The sequence below is a fragment of the Micromonospora sp. NBC_01796 genome, assembly GCF_035917455.1.
In the GTDB taxonomy this organism is placed as follows: domain Bacteria; phylum Actinomycetota; class Actinomycetes; order Mycobacteriales; family Micromonosporaceae; genus Micromonospora_G.
In genome coordinates this window covers 8,355,502-8,373,589 of record NZ_CP109078.1, presented here as the reverse complement: position 1 = coordinate 8,373,589, position 18,088 = coordinate 8,355,502, and the positions used below count along the sequence as shown (strand labels likewise).

At 70.6% G+C, this 18,088-nt stretch carries 17 protein-coding genes; 8 read left to right on the top strand and 9 right to left on the bottom strand.

What is annotated here, in order from left to right; all coding sequences use genetic code 11:
• Positions 1-15: 15 nt before the first annotated feature.
• Together OIE47_RS37275 and OIE47_RS37270 are read right to left on the bottom strand one after the other, a co-directional pair.
• Positions 16-1,497, bottom strand: coding sequence for a sensor histidine kinase (locus OIE47_RS37275; RefSeq protein ID WP_326559259.1), 1,482 nt, complete (start codon positions 1,495-1,497; stop codon positions 16-18).
• Positions 1,498-1,503: 6 nt separating this feature from the next.
• Positions 1,504-2,187, bottom strand: a complete 684-nt coding sequence (locus tag OIE47_RS37270; protein ID WP_326559258.1) for a response regulator transcription factor — start codon at positions 2,185-2,187, stop codon at positions 1,504-1,506.
• 175 nt (positions 2,188-2,362) lie between these two features.
• Here OIE47_RS37270 and OIE47_RS37265 point away from each other — a divergent pair, with 175 nt between their 5' ends.
• The 5 genes from OIE47_RS37265 to OIE47_RS37245 all read left to right on the top strand — a co-directional run bounded on the left by OIE47_RS37265 (position 2,363) and on the right by OIE47_RS37245 (position 7,727).
• Entirely contained in the window at positions 2,363-3,379 is a 1,017-nt protein-coding gene (locus OIE47_RS37265) for a tripartite tricarboxylate transporter substrate-binding protein (protein ID WP_326559257.1), read from the top strand.
• A gap of 1 nt (position 3,380) precedes the next feature.
• Positions 3,381-3,842 carry a tripartite tricarboxylate transporter TctB family protein gene (locus OIE47_RS37260; RefSeq protein ID WP_326559256.1) on the top strand — a complete coding sequence of 154 codons (462 nt, stop codon included), beginning with the start codon at positions 3,381-3,383 and terminating at the stop codon, positions 3,840-3,842.
• Between the two features lie 20 nt (positions 3,843-3,862).
• A complete protein-coding gene (locus OIE47_RS37255) occupies positions 3,863-5,368 on the top strand; it encodes a tripartite tricarboxylate transporter permease (protein WP_326559255.1) in 1,506 nt (501 codons plus the stop codon).
• A gap of 38 nt (positions 5,369-5,406) precedes the next feature.
• Positions 5,407-5,553 carry a hypothetical protein gene (locus OIE47_RS37250; protein ID WP_326559254.1) on the top strand — a complete coding sequence of 49 codons (147 nt, stop codon included), beginning with the start codon at positions 5,407-5,409 and terminating at the stop codon, positions 5,551-5,553.
• 779 nt (positions 5,554-6,332) lie between these two features.
• Entirely contained in the window at positions 6,333-7,727 is a 1,395-nt protein-coding gene (locus OIE47_RS37245) for an endo-1,4-beta-xylanase (protein ID WP_326559253.1), read from the top strand.
• Between the two features lie 325 nt (positions 7,728-8,052).
• Here OIE47_RS37245 and OIE47_RS37240 read toward each other — a convergent pair whose 3' ends face one another.
• Positions 8,053-9,513, bottom strand: coding sequence for a WD40 repeat domain-containing protein (locus OIE47_RS37240; RefSeq protein ID WP_326559252.1), 1,461 nt, complete (start codon positions 9,511-9,513; stop codon positions 8,053-8,055).
• Complete coding sequence (locus OIE47_RS37235; RefSeq protein WP_326559251.1) at positions 9,510-10,019, bottom strand: SigE family RNA polymerase sigma factor; 510 nt, start codon at positions 10,017-10,019, stop codon at positions 9,510-9,512. Before OIE47_RS37235 ends, OIE47_RS37240 begins: the two co-directional genes overlap by 4 nt.
• A gap of 60 nt (positions 10,020-10,079) precedes the next feature.
• Here OIE47_RS37235 and OIE47_RS37230 point away from each other — a divergent pair, with 60 nt between their 5' ends.
• The gene (locus tag OIE47_RS37230) at positions 10,080-10,202 is read left to right on the top strand and encodes a hypothetical protein (RefSeq protein WP_326559250.1); all 123 of its coding nucleotides are present in this window, start codon (positions 10,080-10,082) and stop codon (positions 10,200-10,202) included.
• Between the two features lie 62 nt (positions 10,203-10,264).
• Positions 10,265-10,558 carry a DUF1330 domain-containing protein gene (locus OIE47_RS37225; RefSeq protein WP_326559249.1) on the top strand — a complete coding sequence of 98 codons (294 nt, stop codon included), beginning with the start codon at positions 10,265-10,267 and terminating at the stop codon, positions 10,556-10,558.
• Positions 10,559-10,750: 192 nt separating this feature from the next.
• On the opposite strand, the gene OIE47_RS37220 is transcribed toward OIE47_RS37225, so the two are convergent.
• The 5 genes from OIE47_RS37220 to OIE47_RS37200 all read right to left on the bottom strand — a co-directional run bounded on the left by OIE47_RS37220 (position 10,751) and on the right by OIE47_RS37200 (position 17,033).
• Entirely contained in the window at positions 10,751-13,930 is a 3,180-nt protein-coding gene (locus OIE47_RS37220) for a BTAD domain-containing putative transcriptional regulator (RefSeq protein WP_326559248.1), read from the bottom strand.
• On the bottom strand, positions 13,927-14,829 hold the full coding sequence (locus OIE47_RS37215; RefSeq protein ID WP_326559247.1) for a bile acid:sodium symporter family protein: 903 nt from the start codon (positions 14,827-14,829) through the stop codon (positions 13,927-13,929). Before OIE47_RS37215 ends, OIE47_RS37220 begins: the two co-directional genes overlap by 4 nt.
• Positions 14,830-14,923: 94 nt before the next feature.
• On the bottom strand, positions 14,924-15,700 hold the full coding sequence (locus OIE47_RS37210; RefSeq protein ID WP_326559246.1) for a class I SAM-dependent methyltransferase: 777 nt from the start codon (positions 15,698-15,700) through the stop codon (positions 14,924-14,926).
• Between the two features lie 22 nt (positions 15,701-15,722).
• Complete coding sequence (locus OIE47_RS37205) at positions 15,723-15,947, bottom strand: hypothetical protein (RefSeq protein ID WP_326559245.1); 225 nt, start codon at positions 15,945-15,947, stop codon at positions 15,723-15,725.
• A gap of 210 nt (positions 15,948-16,157) precedes the next feature.
• Positions 16,158-17,033, bottom strand: a complete 876-nt coding sequence (locus OIE47_RS37200; protein ID WP_326559244.1) for a helix-turn-helix transcriptional regulator — start codon at positions 17,031-17,033, stop codon at positions 16,158-16,160.
• Positions 17,034-17,161: 128 nt separating this feature from the next.
• Between OIE47_RS37200 and OIE47_RS37195 the strand changes: the two genes are divergently transcribed.
• Entirely contained in the window at positions 17,162-18,067 is a 906-nt protein-coding gene (locus OIE47_RS37195; protein ID WP_326559243.1) for an oxidoreductase, read from the top strand.
• The last annotated feature ends 21 nt before the right edge of the window (positions 18,068-18,088 follow it).

The following is an 18,088-nucleotide window of genomic DNA, read 5'->3' as shown; positions in this document are numbered from 1 at the left end:
GACGGGACCGGGTTCTCAGATCGGCGACCGGGCCGGGGCGCCGGAGGGCGACGCGACCCGCGGTACGACCGGCAGCGCGATCACCGCGGCGAACCCGTTGCCGGACCCGTCCGGACGCGGCAGGCCCTTCTCCAGCCGCAGTTCGCCCCCGGCGGCCCCGACCAGGTCGGCGCAGATCGCCAGTCCCAGGCCGGTCCCGGGCACGTTCTGGTGTCGCGGCGATCGCCAGAACCGTCGTAGTGCCTGGGCCCGCTCGGAGTCGTCGACCCCCTGGCCGTCGTCGCGAACAGCGATGGTCACCACGCCCCCGGTCGCGGAGTCGCTGAGGTGTCCGGCGGCACCACCACCGGGGACGACTCGGGCACTCACCTGCACCACCTGCGCGTCCGACAGCCGTAGCGCGTTGCTGATCAGCTCGTCCAGGATGCTGCCCAGTCCGCCCGGTGGCTCCAGCAACCGCAGCCCCGGTGGCACGTCGACCACCAGTGTCTGCCCCGCCGTTGCCGTCAACGCACGCCACCGGTCCACCCGGGTCGTCAGCACCTCGTCGAGATCCACCGGCGACGCCGTCCGCATGCTCTCCATCCGCGCACTGGCCTGCAGCGAGTTCAGCATCCGCTGCATGGCCTTCAGCTCGTCGACGGCGACGTCGTACATCTGTCGCCCGTCGCTCTCCGGCCGCAGGTGCATCTCGAGGCTCTCCACCGCGAGCCGGAGGCTGGTCAACGGGTTGCGCAACTGATGCGACGCGTCGGACACGAACGCCCGCTGCCGCTGCACGGCATTCTCGACGGCGTCCATCATGGTGTTGAACGACTCTGTGAGCCGCCGCAGCTCGGCCGGGCCGGCCTCGGCGTCGACGCGAATCGTCAGGTCGCCTTCGGAGATCCGCGAGGTCGCCGCGTCCAGTTTCCACACCGGCCGCAGCACCCACGCCGAAACCGGCCAGGCGACGGCCACCAGTGCGATCAGCGGCAGCAGCCCGAGCCCGGCGAGCCGGGCCCAGCGTACGAGGATGCGATCGCGCGTCCTGGACAGGTCGGAGATCGTCACGACGGCGCCGACGACCTCGCTGTCCCGGCCCACCGGCTCGGCCACGACGAGAGCGGAGTCGTCCCACGGCGCCCATTTCCCGGACGGTTCAGACCGCGCTCCGGCCAGCGCCGCGGTGACGATCCGGGGCAACGCCGGCTCGGCGCGCGCCGCCTCGTGGTAGGCGGCGGCCGGTCCGAGCAGCACCTTGCCCGACGTGTCGATCAGCGCGACCGGGATGCCGTACAGCTTGTGGTAGCGCGCCAGCTCCTGGTGGAGCGCCTCGGTACGCCCGCTGGACAGCGCGGTCTCGGCCAGCGACGCGAACCGGCCGACGTCGCCCAACCGGTCGACGTAGGTCTCCTGCATCTCCCGCTCGGCCACGGTGACACTGAGCGGTGCCCCGAGCGCGGCGACGAGCAGCACCGCGAGGGGTACGAGGACGGCGAGCAGGCGACGGTGCACGATGCGTCAGCCAATCAGCTCCGGCTGGTCGGCCAGGAGCCGATAGCCGACCCCGTGGATCGTGCGGATGAGTACGGCGGGCCCGATCTTGTGCCGCAGCGCCGCGATGTGGGTGTCCAGGGTGCGACTCGAGGACTCCCAGGTCGCGCCCCAGATCTGGTCGAGGATGATGTCCCGGCTCACCACGTTCGGCGCCCGCCGGGCCAGCAGTAGGAGCAGCTCGAACTCCTTGCGGGTCAGCGTCACGGGCGTGCCGTCGACGGTGACCTCGCGGGTGCCGACGCCGATCCGCATCGGGCCGAGGACGAGCGGCCCGTCCGGGTGGCTCAGGGCACGGGCCACCCGGGTACGTCGCAGGACGGCGTCGATCCTGGCCAGCAACTCCGGGACGCCGAACGGCTTCACGATGTAGTCGTCGGCGCCGGCGCGTAGGCCACGTACCCGCTCGTGCTCTTCGGAACGAGCTGTCACGGCGATCACGGCGGTCTCCGGGCGGTCACGCAGCCTGCGGATCACGTCGAGTCCGTCGCCGTCGGGCAGACCCAGATCGACGAGGACGACATCGGATGGGGCCGCGCACGCTGCCTCCGCGGCGGTGGCGATGCGGTGGACCTCGAAGCCCGCCTGGGCAAGGACGGTCACCAGACCCCGCGCCACGCGGTCGTCATCTTCGATGACGGTGATCCGCATACCCGCGAATTGTACGCCCCGGATCGACGATCGTGTCAGCCCCGAGTTCTTTGGATTCCTCTGACATGCGGAGCATTCCTTGGGATTTCTCTGACACCATCCGCGTCCCTACCAGCCGAGACTGAGGCCGCGCACTCGCCGACGAATGCGCATGCGCCGATGAGGAGGCCGCGATATGGAAACGACCGGCAGGTACCGGGCCGCCGCGCGGTTGGTCGCCGCGATCGGCCTCGTCTCGCTCGTCGCCGCCTGTTCCGGTAACGGGGGAGCCACCGGCGGAGGCGGGGGCTATCCGGACCAGAACATCACGTTCGTCGTGCCGTTCAGCGCGGGCGGTCCGACGGACACGGTCACCCGCATGATCGCCGAGCCGATGGCGGCGAAGCTCGGCGCCAAGATCGTCGTCCAGAACGTCGAGGGCGCCGGCGGCACGGTCGGCGCCGGTGAGGTCGCGCGGGCCCAACCGGACGGCTACACCGTGCTCATGCACCACATCGGCATGTCAACGGCTCCGGCCCTGTACAAGAGCCTGGGCTACAAGCCGCTCGAGGACTTCGAGACCGTCGGGCTCGTCACCGAGGTGCCGATGACCGTTGTCGCCCGCAAGGACTTCGCACCCGCGACGCTCCAGGACCTCGTGACCCACGTCAAGGCGAACGCCAGCAAGGTCACGCTGGCCAACGCCGGTATCGGCGCGGCATCACACCTGTGCGGCCTGCTGTTCCAGAGCGCCGCCGGGGTCAAGCTCCAGGAGGTCCCGTACCAGGGCACCGGCCCCGCGCTGACCGACCTCGTCGGCGGCCAGGTCGACTTCATGTGCGACCAGACGACCAACACCAGCGGCCAGATCTCCGCGGGCGAGGTGAAGGCGTACGCGGTGACCACACCGGAGCGGGTGAAGAGCCTGCCCGACCTGCCCACCACGGCCGAGGCCGGGTTGCCCCAGCTCCAGGTCAGCGTGTGGCACGGTCTCTACGTCCCGGCGGACACGCCCCAGGAGGTCGTACAGAAGCTGTCCGAGGCGCTGAAGGTGGCACTGGCCGATCAAGCGGTCGTCGACCAGATGGCCAAGCTCGGCACCGCGCCGGTCCCGGCCGAGGCCGCGACCCCGCAGGCACACCGGACCAAGCTCGAGGAGCAGCTCGGCACCTGGGCGAAGGTCATCGCCGACGCCGGGGTCAAGGCCTCCTGAGGTGGAACGCCGCAGGTCCTTCCCGGATGTCCTCGCCGGGGGAGTGTTCGTACTGATCGGTGGCGCGTTCGTGGTGGGGGCGCTCGGCTACGAGCTGGGTACCCCACTGCGGATGGGCCCCGGAGCCTTCCCGTTGCTGGTCGGCGCGACCGTGGCCACCCTGGGGCTGGCGATCGTCGTCAAGGGACTCGTCGCCGGCGAGGTGATCTCGTTCGGACCGGTCCCGTGGCGTGCGGTCGGCGTCATCGTGCTCGCGGTCCTGTTCTTCGGGTTCACCGTTCGGCGCCTCGGATTCGTACCGACAGCGGCGGTGACCGCCCTGCTCACCACGCTGGCCAGCACCCGCGTACGGCTGCTCACGGCCGTCGCCGTGGCCGCCGGACTGACCCTGGCCAGCACGCTCATCTTCATCGTCGGACTTCAGATGCGGATCCCGCTATGGGGCCCGTGGCTCGGGTTCTGACGCGACCGCCGGATTGAGGCATGGAACTTCTCGACAACCTCGCGCTGGGCTTCTCGACCGCCTTCCTGGTCCAGAACGTCCTCTACTGCTTCGTGGGTGTGCTGCTCGGGACGGCGGTCGGCGTCCTGCCCGGCATCGGGCCGACGGCGACGGTGGCGATGCTGCTGCCGATCACGTTCAGCTTCGAGCCGGTCACGGCGCTGATCATGCTGGCCGGCATCTACTACGGCGCACAGTACGGCGGGTCGACGACCGCCATCCTGATCAATCTGCCCGGTGAGTCGTCGGCGGCGGTCACCGCCCTGGACGGGCACGAGATGGCCCGGCAGGGCCGGGCCGGCGCGGCCCTGGCCGCCGCCGCGATCGGTTCCTTCATCGCGGGTACGGTGGCCACCGTCGCGCTCGCCGTCGCGGCCCCACCGCTGGCCCGCGTGGCGCTGAAGTTCGGCCCGGCCGAATACTTCTCGCTGGTGTTGCTCGGCCTGATCGTGTCGATCGCGCTGGCCCGTGGCACGGCGCTCAAGGCACTGGCGATGATCGCGCTCGGCGTCCTGCTCGGCACGGTCGGACAGGACATCTACACCGGCACGCCCCGGTTCGTGCTCGACCAGCGCGAGCTGTACGGCGGCATCGACTTCGTCTCGGTCGCCGTCGGCATGTTCGGGGTGGCCGAGATCCTGCGCAACCTGGAGAACGAGCACACCCGCGCGGCGGTCATCAGCAAGGTGACGAGCCTCTGGCCGACCCGCGAGGACCGGCGCCGGATCGTCGGCCCGATCCTGCGGGGCACCGGTCTCGGCGCCGCGCTCGGCGTCCTGCCCGGCGGTGGCCACGTGCTGGCCTCGTTCACCTCGTACGCCGTCGAGAAGCGGATCTCGAAACGGCCGCAGGAGTTCGGGCGTGGTGCGATCGAGGGTGTCGCCGGCCCCGAGTCGGCGAACAACGCCGCCGCACAGACGTCGTTCATCCCGCTGCTCACCCTGGGCCTGCCGGCGCACCCGGTGATGGCACTGATGGTCGGCGCGTTCATCGTCCACGGCATAACCCCCGGCCCGAACGTCCTCACCGACGAACCGGCACTGTTCTGGGGCCTGATCGCGTCGATGTGGATCGGCAACGTGCTGCTCCTCCTGCTGAACCTGCCGCTGATCGGGCTCTGGGTACGCATGCTGCGCATCCCGTACCAGGTGCTGTTCCCGATGATCATCCTGTTCGCCGCGATCGGCACCTACTCCCTGGCGTTCAACGCGTACGACGTCTACGCGATCGCGTTCTTCGGGATCCTGGGCTACATCCTGATCAAGTGCGGCTGCGAGCCGGCGCCACTGCTTCTCGGCTTCGTCCTCGGCCCCTTGCTGGAGGAGAACCTGCGGCGGGCGCTCATCATCTCCCGCGGCGACGCGTCGGTCTTCCTGACCCGACCGATCTCCGCGGTCCTCCTGGCCCTGGCCGTGGCGGCGCTCGTCGTCGCCGTCCTCCCGGCGATTCACCGGCGCCGCGAGGTCGTGTTCGCCGAGGAGGAGTAGGAGCCGTCGCCGGAAGGGCGCACGTGGTTGGCGGTGGCGTGGTCGGCGCGGCCGTCGTCATTGGAGCCGACGAAGTCGACGGTGTGGCCGCCGGCGACGAGCTTCTGCCGGAGACCGATCCGGTGACCACCGTGCCCGCGGTGAGAACGGCCGGTAGCGGTCTGGTCGATCCGTTGCGCATCTGATCCTCCGGGTAGGGAGGCGGCGGAGCGGCTCAGGTTGCCGTCGGGGTGCGCCGGCTCCGGTCGCCGGTAGGAAAAGTCGCTTGTGGGCACAGGTTACGAAACTTCTCCGAAATATCCAAGGCCCTGAATCTTCGTGGTTCACCGGGCTGTGGCCGCCGGGTGCCGGGGATCCCGCCGACCAACACGCTCTTTGCGCAGCTCGTACCGCCTGTCTGACAATCGGGTGACGGTGACGAGTCGACGTTGGCTCGTTCGTGTCGAGGGGGCGTACCCGCTCCCATGTGGTCGGTGTGGACTCTCCCCGGCCGCAAACTTACGAGCCTGTGGCCGAAAATTTCCAGGCTGTCCGGCGCCGACTATCCGCTGTCCGACCTGGGTTTTTGTGGCGGAAGGGCAGGTCAACACAAAGATTCATAGACTTGAATCATATGAAACTTTTCCGTAACCTCTCGGCCTACGGGTGGGCTTGAGGTCCATGTCCCGGCTCAACCGGCTTCGGGCTGCACCCGTACCCCACCACCCTCGCCCTGCAAAGGAGGCCGCGTTGGGCGTCTTACCCCGCGCGGCGGCGGACCGGCCCCGGTCGTGCCCGCTGTCGCGGCGATCCCGCCGCTCCCTCGGTCGTCGCAAGCCGGCCGGCGTGTGGGCGGCGCCACCCGTCAGCGTCCGGACCGATCCCGCCGGACCCCCCGCCAAATGCTGCCTGCACCGCCGCCCTGTCCCCGGGCCCACCGTGGAACTCCGTCGACCTTGTCAACTGACCAGAGAGGCTTACAGGAATGATGAACCAACCCGTTGAGGCGCGTCCCCGCCCGACGACGAGACGAATCCGGCAGTCCCGGCTGTTGCTGGGCGTCATGAGCCTGCTGCTCGCCACCGGCACCGCGGTCGTGGTGAGCACCTCGGCGCAGGCGGCCACGACCCTGGGTGCGTCGGCCGCCGAGCGTGGCGGGCGGTTCTTCGGTACCGCCGTCGCGGCGGGCAAGTTGAGCGATTCGGCGTACACGACCATCCTGAATCGGGAGTTTAACCAGGTCACGCCGGAAAACGAAATGAAGATCGACGCGACCGAGCCGAACCAGAACCAGTTCAGCTACGGCAACGCCGACCGGATCGTGCAGCACGCCCGGTCGCGCGGCATGCAGGTGCGTGGCCACACGCTCGCCTGGCACAGCCAGCAGCCGGGCTGGATGCAGAGCATGTCGGGTACGGCGCTGCGCAACGCGATGCTCAACCACGTCACGCAGGTCGCCACCCACTTCCGCGGTCAGGTCACGTGGTGGGATGTGGTGAACGAGGCGTTCGCCGACGGATCCAGCGGTGCCCGGCGCGACTCCAACCTGCAGCGGACGGGCAACGACTGGATCGAGGCGGCGTTCCGTGCCGCGCGGGCGGCGGACCCCGGCGCCAAGCTCTGCTACAACGACTACAACACCGACAACTGGACCGATGCGAAGACCCAGGCTGTCTACCGGATGGTCCAGGACTTCAAGAACCGTGGCGTGCCGATCGACTGCGTGGGTCTGCAGTCGCACTTCACGGGTGGCTCGAACTATCCGAGCAACTACCGTACGACGTTGTCCAGCTTCGCCGCACTCGGAGTGGACGTGCACATCACCGAGCTGGACATCCGTAACGCCCCGGCGGACGCGTACCGCAACGTGACCAACGACTGCCTGGCGGTGCCTCGTTGCACCGGCATCACGGTCTGGGGTATCCGCGATTCGGACTCGTGGCGGTCCGGTGAGAGTCCGCTGCTGTTCAACAGCAGTGGTGGCAAGAAAGCGGCGTACGACGCGGTACTCGCCGCGCTGAACAGCGGCGCTCCCAACCCCACCACCACGCCGCCGACCACCACGCCGCCCACGACCCTCCCCCCGACGACCCCGCCGCCCGGCGGTAGCTGCACGGCGTCGATCACCCCGGGCACGGTCTGGGGCGACCGGTACAACACCTCGGTCACGGTCAGCGGGGCCAGCACCTGGTCCGTGGTCGTGGCGATCACCTCGCCACAGCGGGTCTCCACCACCTGGAGCGGCAGCTTCAGTTGGGACAGCAGCGGCAGCGTGATGACGGTGCGCTCCAACGGCAGCGGCAACACGTTCGGCTTCACCACGATGATGAACGGCAACTCCAGCGCCCGACCCCAGATCAGGTCCTGCACCGCAGGCTGAGCCGTAGGGAACGACCGCTGGCCGTGCACGGCAACCGACGCACGGCCAGCGGCCCCCGGCACGGCTCCGGCGCCGTGGTGCGCATCGTCGGCCACCCGGAGCTGGTGAACCGTTCTCGGCCCGATCGGCAGGACACCGTGAAGGTGTCCGCTCCGTACCGACCCGCGGTCGGGTCCGCCACGCCGACCCTGGATGCCCGAGCGACCTACGCCTACGCCATGATCAAGATGGCCGGACCGCGTCGACGTCCCAGGCGGCCCACCGCAGCAACCGCCGCATCCCACGAACGTGATCAAGACTCGACTCGGTCAGTGCCGTTGCAGCACTAGTCCGAAGGCCGCCCGTCCGTCGATGATGCGGTGCCCGGGGCGAACGGCGGCTCCGTCGGCGCTCTGACACGCCGCTTGGCCGACCCGCGAATCGCCAGGATCACCACCGATATGACGATGACGATCAGCAGCTCGACCACCTGTCCCAGGGGCCAGTAGAGGGCCAGCAACCAGCGCGCTGCCCCCTCCAGCGGCGTCGGTGAGGGTCCGCCGAACCGGTCCAGGAGATTCACGGGTACGTCGACGAACAGCGCGCTGCCGGGTAGGTCGACCAACCGGCGCTGACTGCCATCGGCCCGGAAGGTCCTGAGGTCGACCCCGCCCACGGTCCACCAGTCGGTCTCCGACCAGTTCGGGTCGTTCGGACCCTTGACCGCGCCCTTCTCCGGGGCGTAGACAGCGACGACCGCGGCGTCGTCGCGCTGCCAGCCGAGCATGCGGGCGGCCAGTCCCCGGGCCGGGGCCAGGCGCGGCCCGTCGGCGGGTTGGCCGCTGTCGGCGTCCACGTACCGGACCTGGAACAGCCGCTGGGCGAGGCTCCTCTCATCGCAGGTCTCGCCCTCCTCGCAGCCGCCCACCGTGTACGTGGCGATCCGCTTGCCGTCGGGCAGCCAAGCGCCGGGCCCGGCAAGGCGGTCGCGTGCGGTGAGGTCGACCAACTTCCGGACGGAGTTGCCGGCCACGTCGATGACACTGAGAGCGTCTTCGGTGGCCACCGCAATCCGCGCACCGTCCGGGGAGAACGCCGCGAAGTTGCCGATCCGCATCCGGCCCTCGACCTCGGGCAGCGGGCGGGCCTGACCGGTTTCCAGGCTGAGCAGCCGTAGGTCACCGACCTGGTAGCTGACCAGCGGGGGTGAGTGCAGCAGGATCGAGCGACTGTCCGGCGTCCATCCCATCGGGAAGCCGCCGTCGTACTGGACCACCTCGCCGGTTACCAGGTCGACCACGGCGGTCTGATCCTGGGCCCACTGGGATCCCTCTATCCACGGCTGACTGGCCAGGTACCGGCCGTCCGGCGAGAGCAGGAGGCCGCCCGCGCCAGCGTTGGTTTCACCCACCGTACGGGCCAGTCGGTAACTGCCGTTCTGCCCGACGAGCAGGCTGCGGCCCTCCCAGCCCCAGATGTCGCTGCCTCGTAGTTCATGGTCTCCGGCGACGAGGATCGCGGCCGGTCCGGGTGGCGCCTCGACGATGGTGTCCTCGCCGGTCAGCGGAGAGTAGACATCCGATGGCACCACCGGCCGGGGCGCGTCGGCGGGAGCGATGCCCTGACCCCCTTGGTGGCCGAACAGCAGGAAACCCCCCGCGAGCGCCACGGCCACCGTCAGTACGCCACCGGCGAGGCGGATCCGGCGGCGGCGGATGCCCTTGCGCCACGTGTCGGGGGGAATCCGCGCCGGCCGTGCCTGATCGGCGATGCGGGCCAGGACGTCGGTCAAGGGTGATTCGGTCATGAGTCCGCCCCCATCAGGTCGGCCAGTTCTGGCGCGAGGGTGCGCAGGCGGGCCAGCCCGTCCCGAACCTGGCTCTTGACGGTGCCCACCCGGCAGCCGAGGACCGCCGCCGTTTCGGCCTCGGTCAGGTCCTCGAAGTACCGCAGGATCAGGGCCGCGCGCTGGCGTGGGCCGAGTCTGGCCAGGGCCCGCTGCACGGCGACCGTCACGCTCACCCGGTCGGCGTAGTCCGGCACCGGCTTGTCTGCGCCGACCGACGTCACCTGACCCACCCGTCGTGCCTGCCGCCACCAGGAGACGTGTTCGTGGTAGAGCACCTTGCGGACGTACGGGTCGGGGCTCCCCTCCATCACCACCCGCTGCCAGCGACCGGCAACCCGCAGGAACGTCTGCTGAACCAGGTCCTCGGCCAGGTGATGGTCGCCGGTGAGCAGGAAGGCTATTCGCGACAAAGCCGCCGTACGGGCCTGCACGTACGCGTCGAACGACGGCCTATCGGCATCCACACGCCACCTCCTGCCTACTTACACGCCGCCGCCGCCCAATTTGGAGGGGACCAGTTTTCCATGCCGTACGCGGACCGGTACGGCTGGCAGGTACGGGTCTACGACCTCGGCGGCGACGCGCGGACGCGTACCCAGCTAGGTCACGGGCGGCAAGGTCGAGCCGAGGCGCTGACACACCCGTGAAGGCGCAGTAGAGGGGCGCAAGAGTCCTGGGCCCGGGCGACGGAGGGGGCATCATGGGGGGCATGACCGCCTATTGGATCAACACGTTCACCGCTATCCATGACGATGCCAAGCTGGCTCGCTACGTCGAGCTGGCGGGGCCGGCGATAAGGGCGGCGGGCGGCGTGTTCCTCGCTCGTGGCAATCCGGTGCATGTGCTGGAGGGGTCCGGGGCGCTGCGTACGACCCTCATTCGCTTCGACAGCGCCGATGCGGCAGTCGCGGCGTACCACAGCCGCGCCTACCAGGAGGCACTCGCGGCGCTCGGTGACGGCGCCGACCGTGACATTCGCATCCTGAATGCCGTGGAGGACTGACGCCATCGATGGGTGGGGGAGGGCACCGACCGGCACCGTCACCCGGTCAAGTTACGTGTCCACGAATCGTGTCCGGGCCTCCCTCGATCTCACTAGCCCCCGTCACAGGACGACCCGTCAGAGCCGGGCATCGGCACCCCTGCGCCGATCGGCGGTGGGTAACGGCCGCGTCATCACAACGGGGGAACCCGGTCAGTCGAGGGAGGCCACGAACTCCTCGGCCCGGCGGGCGAAGAGGTGGGTCTCGCGATCGGCGGACCAGGCTCGGGCCGCTTCGGCGGCGGCCCGGACGACGTCGACGGGCTCGCCCCGGGCCTGGAGCAGGCGCGCCCGCAGCAGGCGGACGAGTCCTTCGGCGTAGCGCTGGCCGTGGGCCTCGAGCGCCCGGTCCGCCCGGTCGAGGGCGGTGCCGGCCTCGACCGGCCTCCCTGCGGCCAGCCACATCTCGGCGAGCAGTCCGTTGTGGTACGCGATGCCCCACCTCGGCGGGTCGACCAGCGTCGTGGCGAGCAGTTGTTCGGCCTCCGCCGCGATTCCCGCCGGATCGTCGCCGGTGAGGGCCCGCGCCCAGTACCAGTTCAGCCGCACGTAGTGCTCCTGCTGGACGGCGGTGCGGCCGGTGCCCATGGCCATCCACCGCTCGATCGTGCGTATCACCCAGCCCGCGTCACCGGCCATGGAGGCGATGATGGTGATGTAGTAGGCCCAGGTCGCGACCCCCAGCGGGTCGGCCGGGCCGTTCCATTCGTCGATCATGGTGCCCGCCGTCCCGGCGTCGCCGCGCAGTGCGGTCACCACGGCACGCCAGCCGGGCCACTCACCCGAGACGTCACGCCGGACGGGGGTCTCGCTGTGCGATGAGACGGCGCCGTGCAGCACGGCGGGGTCGTTCGCCATGAAGTACCGGTATGCCTCACCGATGTTGCCGATGTCCCACTGGTGCAGGCCCCATGCCTGCCGGCCGTACACCCGCAGGATCGGGTCGGAGGACGCCTCCCCCTGCTCGTACAGTCGGCGTACCAGAGACTCGCGGTCCGGCTCCAGGAAGGTGTAGGCCCCGAACAGGCGGGCGAAGAGGAGGCCGGCGGCCTCGACGTCGCGGCCGAGCTGGCGGGCCAGGAGTTCGGCACGCTCCAGCAGATCGAACGTCGTGCCGCCGAATCCGGCCTGCCGGCGCGGGGCGATGGCCAGCAGCGAGAGGGCGGACAGCTCCAGCTCCGGCAGGCCGGCGTTCCGCGCGACCTGGGCGGCCGTCTCCAGGTGTCGGTCGGCGGCGGCGAACGCGAGCTTGGTCGCGGCGCGATGGCCGGCGCGCTTGAGCGCCTCCGCGGTCCGGACCGGGTCGGCAAGGGGGCCGGCGGACCACAGGTGGTAGGCGAGGCGCTCGGTGATGGACTCGTCGTCCGCCCGGCTTGCTTCGAGCGCGTCCGCGACGCGCAGGTGCAGCCGGATCGCCCGCTGCTGCGCCGTCGTTTCCGTGATCGACTCGCGGACCAGGTCGTGCGCGAAGCGCAACGAGAACGGATCCTCGGGCCTCGTTTCGAGCAGACCCAGCGCCTGCAACGGTTCGAGGCGTTCGAGGCAGTCCGCGGCGTCGGCGTCCGCGGCCCGGGCGAGCAGGCCGAGGTCGACGTCGCGACCGATGAGCGCGGCGATCTGGAGCAGATCGCGGGCGCCGTCGTCGAGGCCGGCCATCCGGCCACGGACGACGTCCCGCACCGTCGACGGCACCCCGGCCCGCACCGGCGCCTCGTCGTCGGCGAGCGCGCCACGGTCGTTGAGCAGCCGGGACAGCTCCCGGACGTAGAAGGGATTGCCGGCGGTACGGGCGTGGATGCTGCGGGCAACGTCGGCGCCGGGCTCGTGTCCGGCTTCGCGGCGGATGAGTTCCGCCACGTCGGCCAGGCTGAGCGGGCCGAGTCGGATCCTGCGGTGGCTGGGCAGCCGGCTGGCGACGGCGAGCGCCCGCGAGAGGTCGGAGCCCGGGGTGGGCGCCCGATCGCGAAGGGCGCCGATGATCGCGGTGCCGGTCGGCAGCCGGCCCACGAGGTGGCCGAACAGCTGGAGCGAGGCGGTGTCGGCCCATTGGAGATCGTCCAGTACGAGCAGTATCGGCCGTTCGGCCGAGGCCTGACCGATGACGGTGACGACCTGCTCGAACAGGCGGAACTGGGCGCGACCCCCGGCGACCACCGGCGACCCGTCGTCGTCCCGCGATTCCAGGAGGCTGCCGAGCTCGCTGGACAGCCACTTCTCCCGCGCCGACGCGGGCAGGCTGTCGATGACGATGGTGAGCGCCTGCTCCCACGGCCACATCGAGGGGGTTCCGTCGCCTTCCAGGCAGGAGGCCCAGACGACGCGCGCGCCGTGCTGCTCCGCCACGTCGGCGGCCTCCTCCAGCAGGCGGGTCTTGCCCACGCCCGGCTCGCCCTCGACGACGGCGAGCCCGCTGCCGCCGGCGAGTGCCGCCTCCATGGATTGCCGCAGCACGGAGAGTTCCTCGGCCCGGCCGATCAGCCCGGCCGCCTTCCGCGCGGGAGCGCCACCGGCCTTACCGCTGGTGACCGAATCGGGCGGGGATGTCGGGGCCTGCGTCAGCACCCGCAGGTATGCGGCCTGCAGCTCCGGTCCGGGGTCGATGCCGAGCTCGTCGGCCAGGCGTTCCCGGAGTACGCGGAACGCCGACAGTGCTTCGGCCTGGCGTCCGGCGGCGCCCAGGGTGGCGATGAGGCTGGCCTGTACGGGTTCGTGGAACGGTGCCATCTTGGTGGCGAGCTGCAACGCGGGGAGCACCTGCTCCGGTCGGCGTAGTGAGACGGCCAGGTCGGCCGCGGCCGTACAGGCGGCGTGGAACTCGTCGTCGAGAGCGGCGAAGATCGCCATCGCCGGTGTCGCGTGCGTGAACCCCTCCGCCGCGGGGCCGTGCCAGAGGCCGAGCGCGTCGACGTAGTGCTCGAGTGCCGCTTCGTGATGCTGCTGCGTCAGGGCAGCCCCGGCGGCGGCGAGCAGTTCCCGGAAGGCGACCAGGTCCAGCGTGCCGGTGCCGGCGCTGAACAGGTACGCGTTGCCGCGACGGTGCAGGTACGAGCCGGTTTCCCGGGCGGGGATCCCGGGCTCGAGCAGGCGCCGCAGTGCGCCGACGTACTTCTGGATGATGTTGAGCGCGCTGGTGGGGACGTCGTCGCCCCAGATCAGCTCGATCAACTCGCTCGTCGTGATCGGCTGGCCGGTCCGGGCCAGGAGCAGGGCCAGCAGATACGCCTGTTGCCGGGGGCCCGCATCCAGCTCGGCGGCGCCGCGCCACATCCGCAACGGGCCGAGGATCCGCAGACGCAGGGGTTCGGCGCCGGCCGGGGGCACGGGTACGTTCACCTGAGCTCGACCGGCGTCGGTTCACCGGGTACGGACTCCTGGGCCCGGCGACGGGTGACCAGCCAACCGAACGTGACCGCGGTGAAGAACATGATGATGCCGTACACCGCGCCGGGGATGGCCATCTCGGGGTTGTTCAACAGCGCCGGGCTCAGCGCGATGGTGATGGTGAACGCGGTGTTGTGGATGCCGATCTCGAACCCGGCCGAGATCGCCGCGCGGCGGTCGACGCCGGCGAGGCGCGGCCCGGCGTAGCCGATCAGCAGGCTCACGACGTTGAAGGCCAGCACCGCGAGCCCGACCGAGACGAAATAGCCGGCGAGGTTGGCCCGCTCCCCGTACAGCACGGCGCCGATGACCACGAGCAGGACCACGACGGACAGCGCACGGACCGGGCGGTTGAGCCGCTGCGCCACCTCGGGCGCCCGCGTACGCAGGAGCATCCCGACCGCGACCGGGACGACCACGATCACGAAGACCTGTACGACCTTGTCGAACTGCAGCCCGAGGCTGGCACCGTCGGGCAGGAAGTACCCGGCCGACAGGTTCACCACGATCGGCATGGTGACCACGACCAGCCCCGAGTTGATCGCGGTGAGCGAGACGCTCAGCGCGACGTTCCCGCCGAACAGGTGGCTGTACAGGTTGGCCGTGGGACCACCGGGCGACGCGGCGAGCAGCATCATTCCGACCGCCAGCTCCGGCGGGAGCCGGAACGCGAGCACCAGGCCGAAGCAGATCACCGGCATCACCACGATCTGGCACAGCAGTGCGACCACGGCCGCCCTCGGGTTCCGGAGCACCCGCCGAAAGTCGTCCGCCGCCAGGCTGAGGCCCAGGCCGAGCATGACAACGCCGAGAGCAAACGGCAGGCTGGATATGATCAACGCGGAACCCACGGTGCATTCTCACTGGGCTACCGCAGCCGGTCAATAGCCCGTTCCGCCGCTTCTGCGTGGGTTCCTTCAGGCTTGGATCGGGTGGTCGATGGTTTCACCGCCGCCGCGTACGCAGGACGCCGGTCAGCATCGGCAGGGTGAACTCGCCGCTTGCGGTCTCCGGTCTGCTCGCGAGGAAAGCGCGGATCCGGCCGAGCGTGGCCTCTCGTTCCTGTTCGGGCATGACGAGCATCCCCGCGCGGGTCGCGATCGTCGCGACGAGGGAGTCGGCGGTGCGCCGCTGCCCGTGCGGGAACTCGGCCTGCTCCGGCGAGCCGAACCGGGCGACGCCCGTCTCGGGAAGGTGCAGGCCCGCCGTCGCGGCTCGCCAGTTGCCGAGGGTGTCACGTGGGCCGATGGCCGCGCTTCCGCTGACCCGATCGAGGCCGGCTACCCAGTCGACCCGGTTGTCCATGACGTTCCACAGGCCGGCCAGGATCCCGCCGGGTGCGAGGACCCTGGAGATCTCGGGTCCCGCGACGGCCATGTCGAACCAGTGCAGGGCGTTTCCGGCCAGCACGGCATCGACGGAGGAGTCCGGCAGCGGTATCGCCTCGGCGCTACCCGACAGGGCCCGGACGGCCGGCTGCGCGCGGCGCAGTTCGGCCAGCATCGCCGGGTCGGGCTCGACCGCGATGACGTCGACGCCCAGCGCGACCAGCGTGGCCGTCAGCTTGCCGGTTCCGGCGCCGAGATCCAGCACTCGTGGGCCGGACGCGGGCTCCAGGGCCCAGCGCACCGCGGCCGGCGCGTAGTCCGGGCGGTGCTCGGCGTACGCGACTGCCGCCGCGCCGAATGACGATGCCTCACGTAGCCGCATGTCCCGTTCCATAGGGGCACCCTACTGCGGGTGATCAACGGATTCGGCTCCGCCACTGGCCGAGGGGAATCTCGCTGGCGGGCAGGTTCACGCCCGTGTGGTCGACGCGTACGACGTGCCCGTCGAGACGCCGTACCAGGTCCGCCATCTCCAAACCCTCGGTGTACGGGACCTGCCCGTCGCCCCGCAGCCCGATGGTGTGGACCGTGTCGAGAACGACCTCCGGTGCCTGTACCTCGGCCATTCGAATGGTCGTCACCGGCAGGGCGTCGACGGGCAGCGGTGGGCTGAGGGTACGTTACCGGCGGAATCGAACGAGGCGTAGGCGACCTCGGCAAGCAACGTCCGCAGTCCTTCGAGGATGACGCCGGAGTCGGCAGTGCCGGGCAGACGAAAGGCTGTCTCTGCAAGACGGTCCATGGGCGCGAAAATTCCGGGAACTCCGACCAGCTTGCACCGTGTGCGTCTCCTATGCGGAGTGCTTGTTGGCGAGTGCCGAGCGGGTCGCGTGCAACGACGCCAGGAGTTGTAGCCGGTCCGCGTCGGGGCTGCCCGGCTCGGCGGTGAAGACCAGCATGACCGGACCGGGATTTCCCGGCAGTGCGTACGTGTCCCAGGCCAGGACGATGTCGCCGACCTCGGGAACCCGGAAGGTCTTGGTGCCGCTGACCGACTCGCGTACGTCGTGCCGGGCCCACAGCCGCCGGAACTCGGCGCTGCGGATGCTCAGCTCACCGACGATCGCGGTGGCGCGGGGGTGGGTGGGGTCGGTGGCGACGGCGGCGCGCATCATGCCGATGTAGTCCAGGGCCTGGCGCTCCCAGTCCGGGCAGGTTCGACCGCCGGTCAGCGGGTCGTCGAACATCAGCAGGAGCATGTTGAGCCGGTTGGCCGGGTAGGCGTCCGGGGCGCCGAGCAGTGCCTCCGCCAGGGGATTCCAGGCGAGCAGGTCGAGGTGCCGGCCGAGCACGACCGCCGGGGTGTCCATCACCCGCAGCAGCCGCCGGGTGCTGTCCGGCACCTGTTCCGGACCGTGGTCCGTCCGGGCGGGCATCGGCCGGCGGGCGGCGTGGGCCAGCGTGAACAGGTGCCGGCGTTCCTCGTCGTCGAGGCCGAGCGCGCCAGCGAGCGCGTCCAGGACGTCGTCGGACGGGCGTACCTCCCGGCCCTGTTCCATTCGCTGGTAGTAGTCGGTGCTCAGCCCGGCGAGCAGGGCCAACTCCTCGCGTCGCAGCCCGGTGACCTTGCGTCGGCCGCCCGGCACCAGGCCGACGTCGTGTGGATGCAGCCGGCCGCGCCGGGCGCGAAGGAAATCACCGAGTTCACGCGCGTACGGATGGGTCATGCCGCAAGTGTGGCGCCTCGCCGGTTGCCCAGGGTAGGTCCGGCAGACCTGGGTAACGGGGGACGACCGAACCCGGTCGTGTTGCTCCTAGCGTCGTCGGTCTACCGCCGACACCTTGGGAGCAGCAGATGACCGGATGGACCGCCGACCGCATCCCCGACCAGCACGGCCGGGTCGCCGTCGTGACCGGCGCGAACTCGGGCCTCGGCCTGGTCACCGCCAACGAGCTGGCCCGCCACGGCGCCCACGTCGTGCTCGCCGTCCGCAACACCGCCGCCGGCGAGGAGGCCGCCCGCCGGATCGGCGGCGACGTCGAGGTGCGGGAGCTGGACCTGGCCTGTCTCGATTCGGTACGGGCGTTCGCCGCGAAGGTGGGCGCCGACCACCCGGCGATCGACCTACTGGTCAACAACGCCGGCGTGGTCCTGCTCGGCCCGCGCCGCACCTCCGCCGACGGCTTCGAGCTGCAGCTCGGCACCAACATGCTGGGCCACTTCGCGCTGACCGGTCTGCTGCTCGGCAACCTGACCGCGGCCCGGGAGGCCCGGGTGGTCAGTCTCAGCTCGATCACCCACAGGAACGCGCACCTCGACCTGGACGACCTGATGTTCGAGCGCGGTTACCGGGGCGCTACCGCCTACGGGCGGTCCAAGCTCGCCACCACTGTCTTCGGCATCGAACTGGACCGCCGCCTGCGCGCCGTCGGATCGTCGATCGTCAGCGCGTTGGCCCACCCCGGTCTCACCCGCACCAACCTGACTCCGCGTGCCTGGGCGCACCGTGGTCGGTTCGGGCAGGTGATCGCCTCGCTCGGCCTGCTCGTCACCCAGTCGGTGGAGCGGGGCGCGCTGCCGCAGTTGCGCGCCGCGACCGAGCCCGGTGTGCGGGGCGGCCAGTTCTTCGGCCCGGCCGGGCTCTGGGAGACGCGGGGCCCGGTCACCGAGGCCCGGCTCAGCCGGGAGGCCGCCGATCCGGCCGTCGGCAAGCGGCTCTGGACGGCGGCGGAGGGACTGACCGGCGTCAGCTACCTCTGAACCCGGTGGTCACCGACTGGC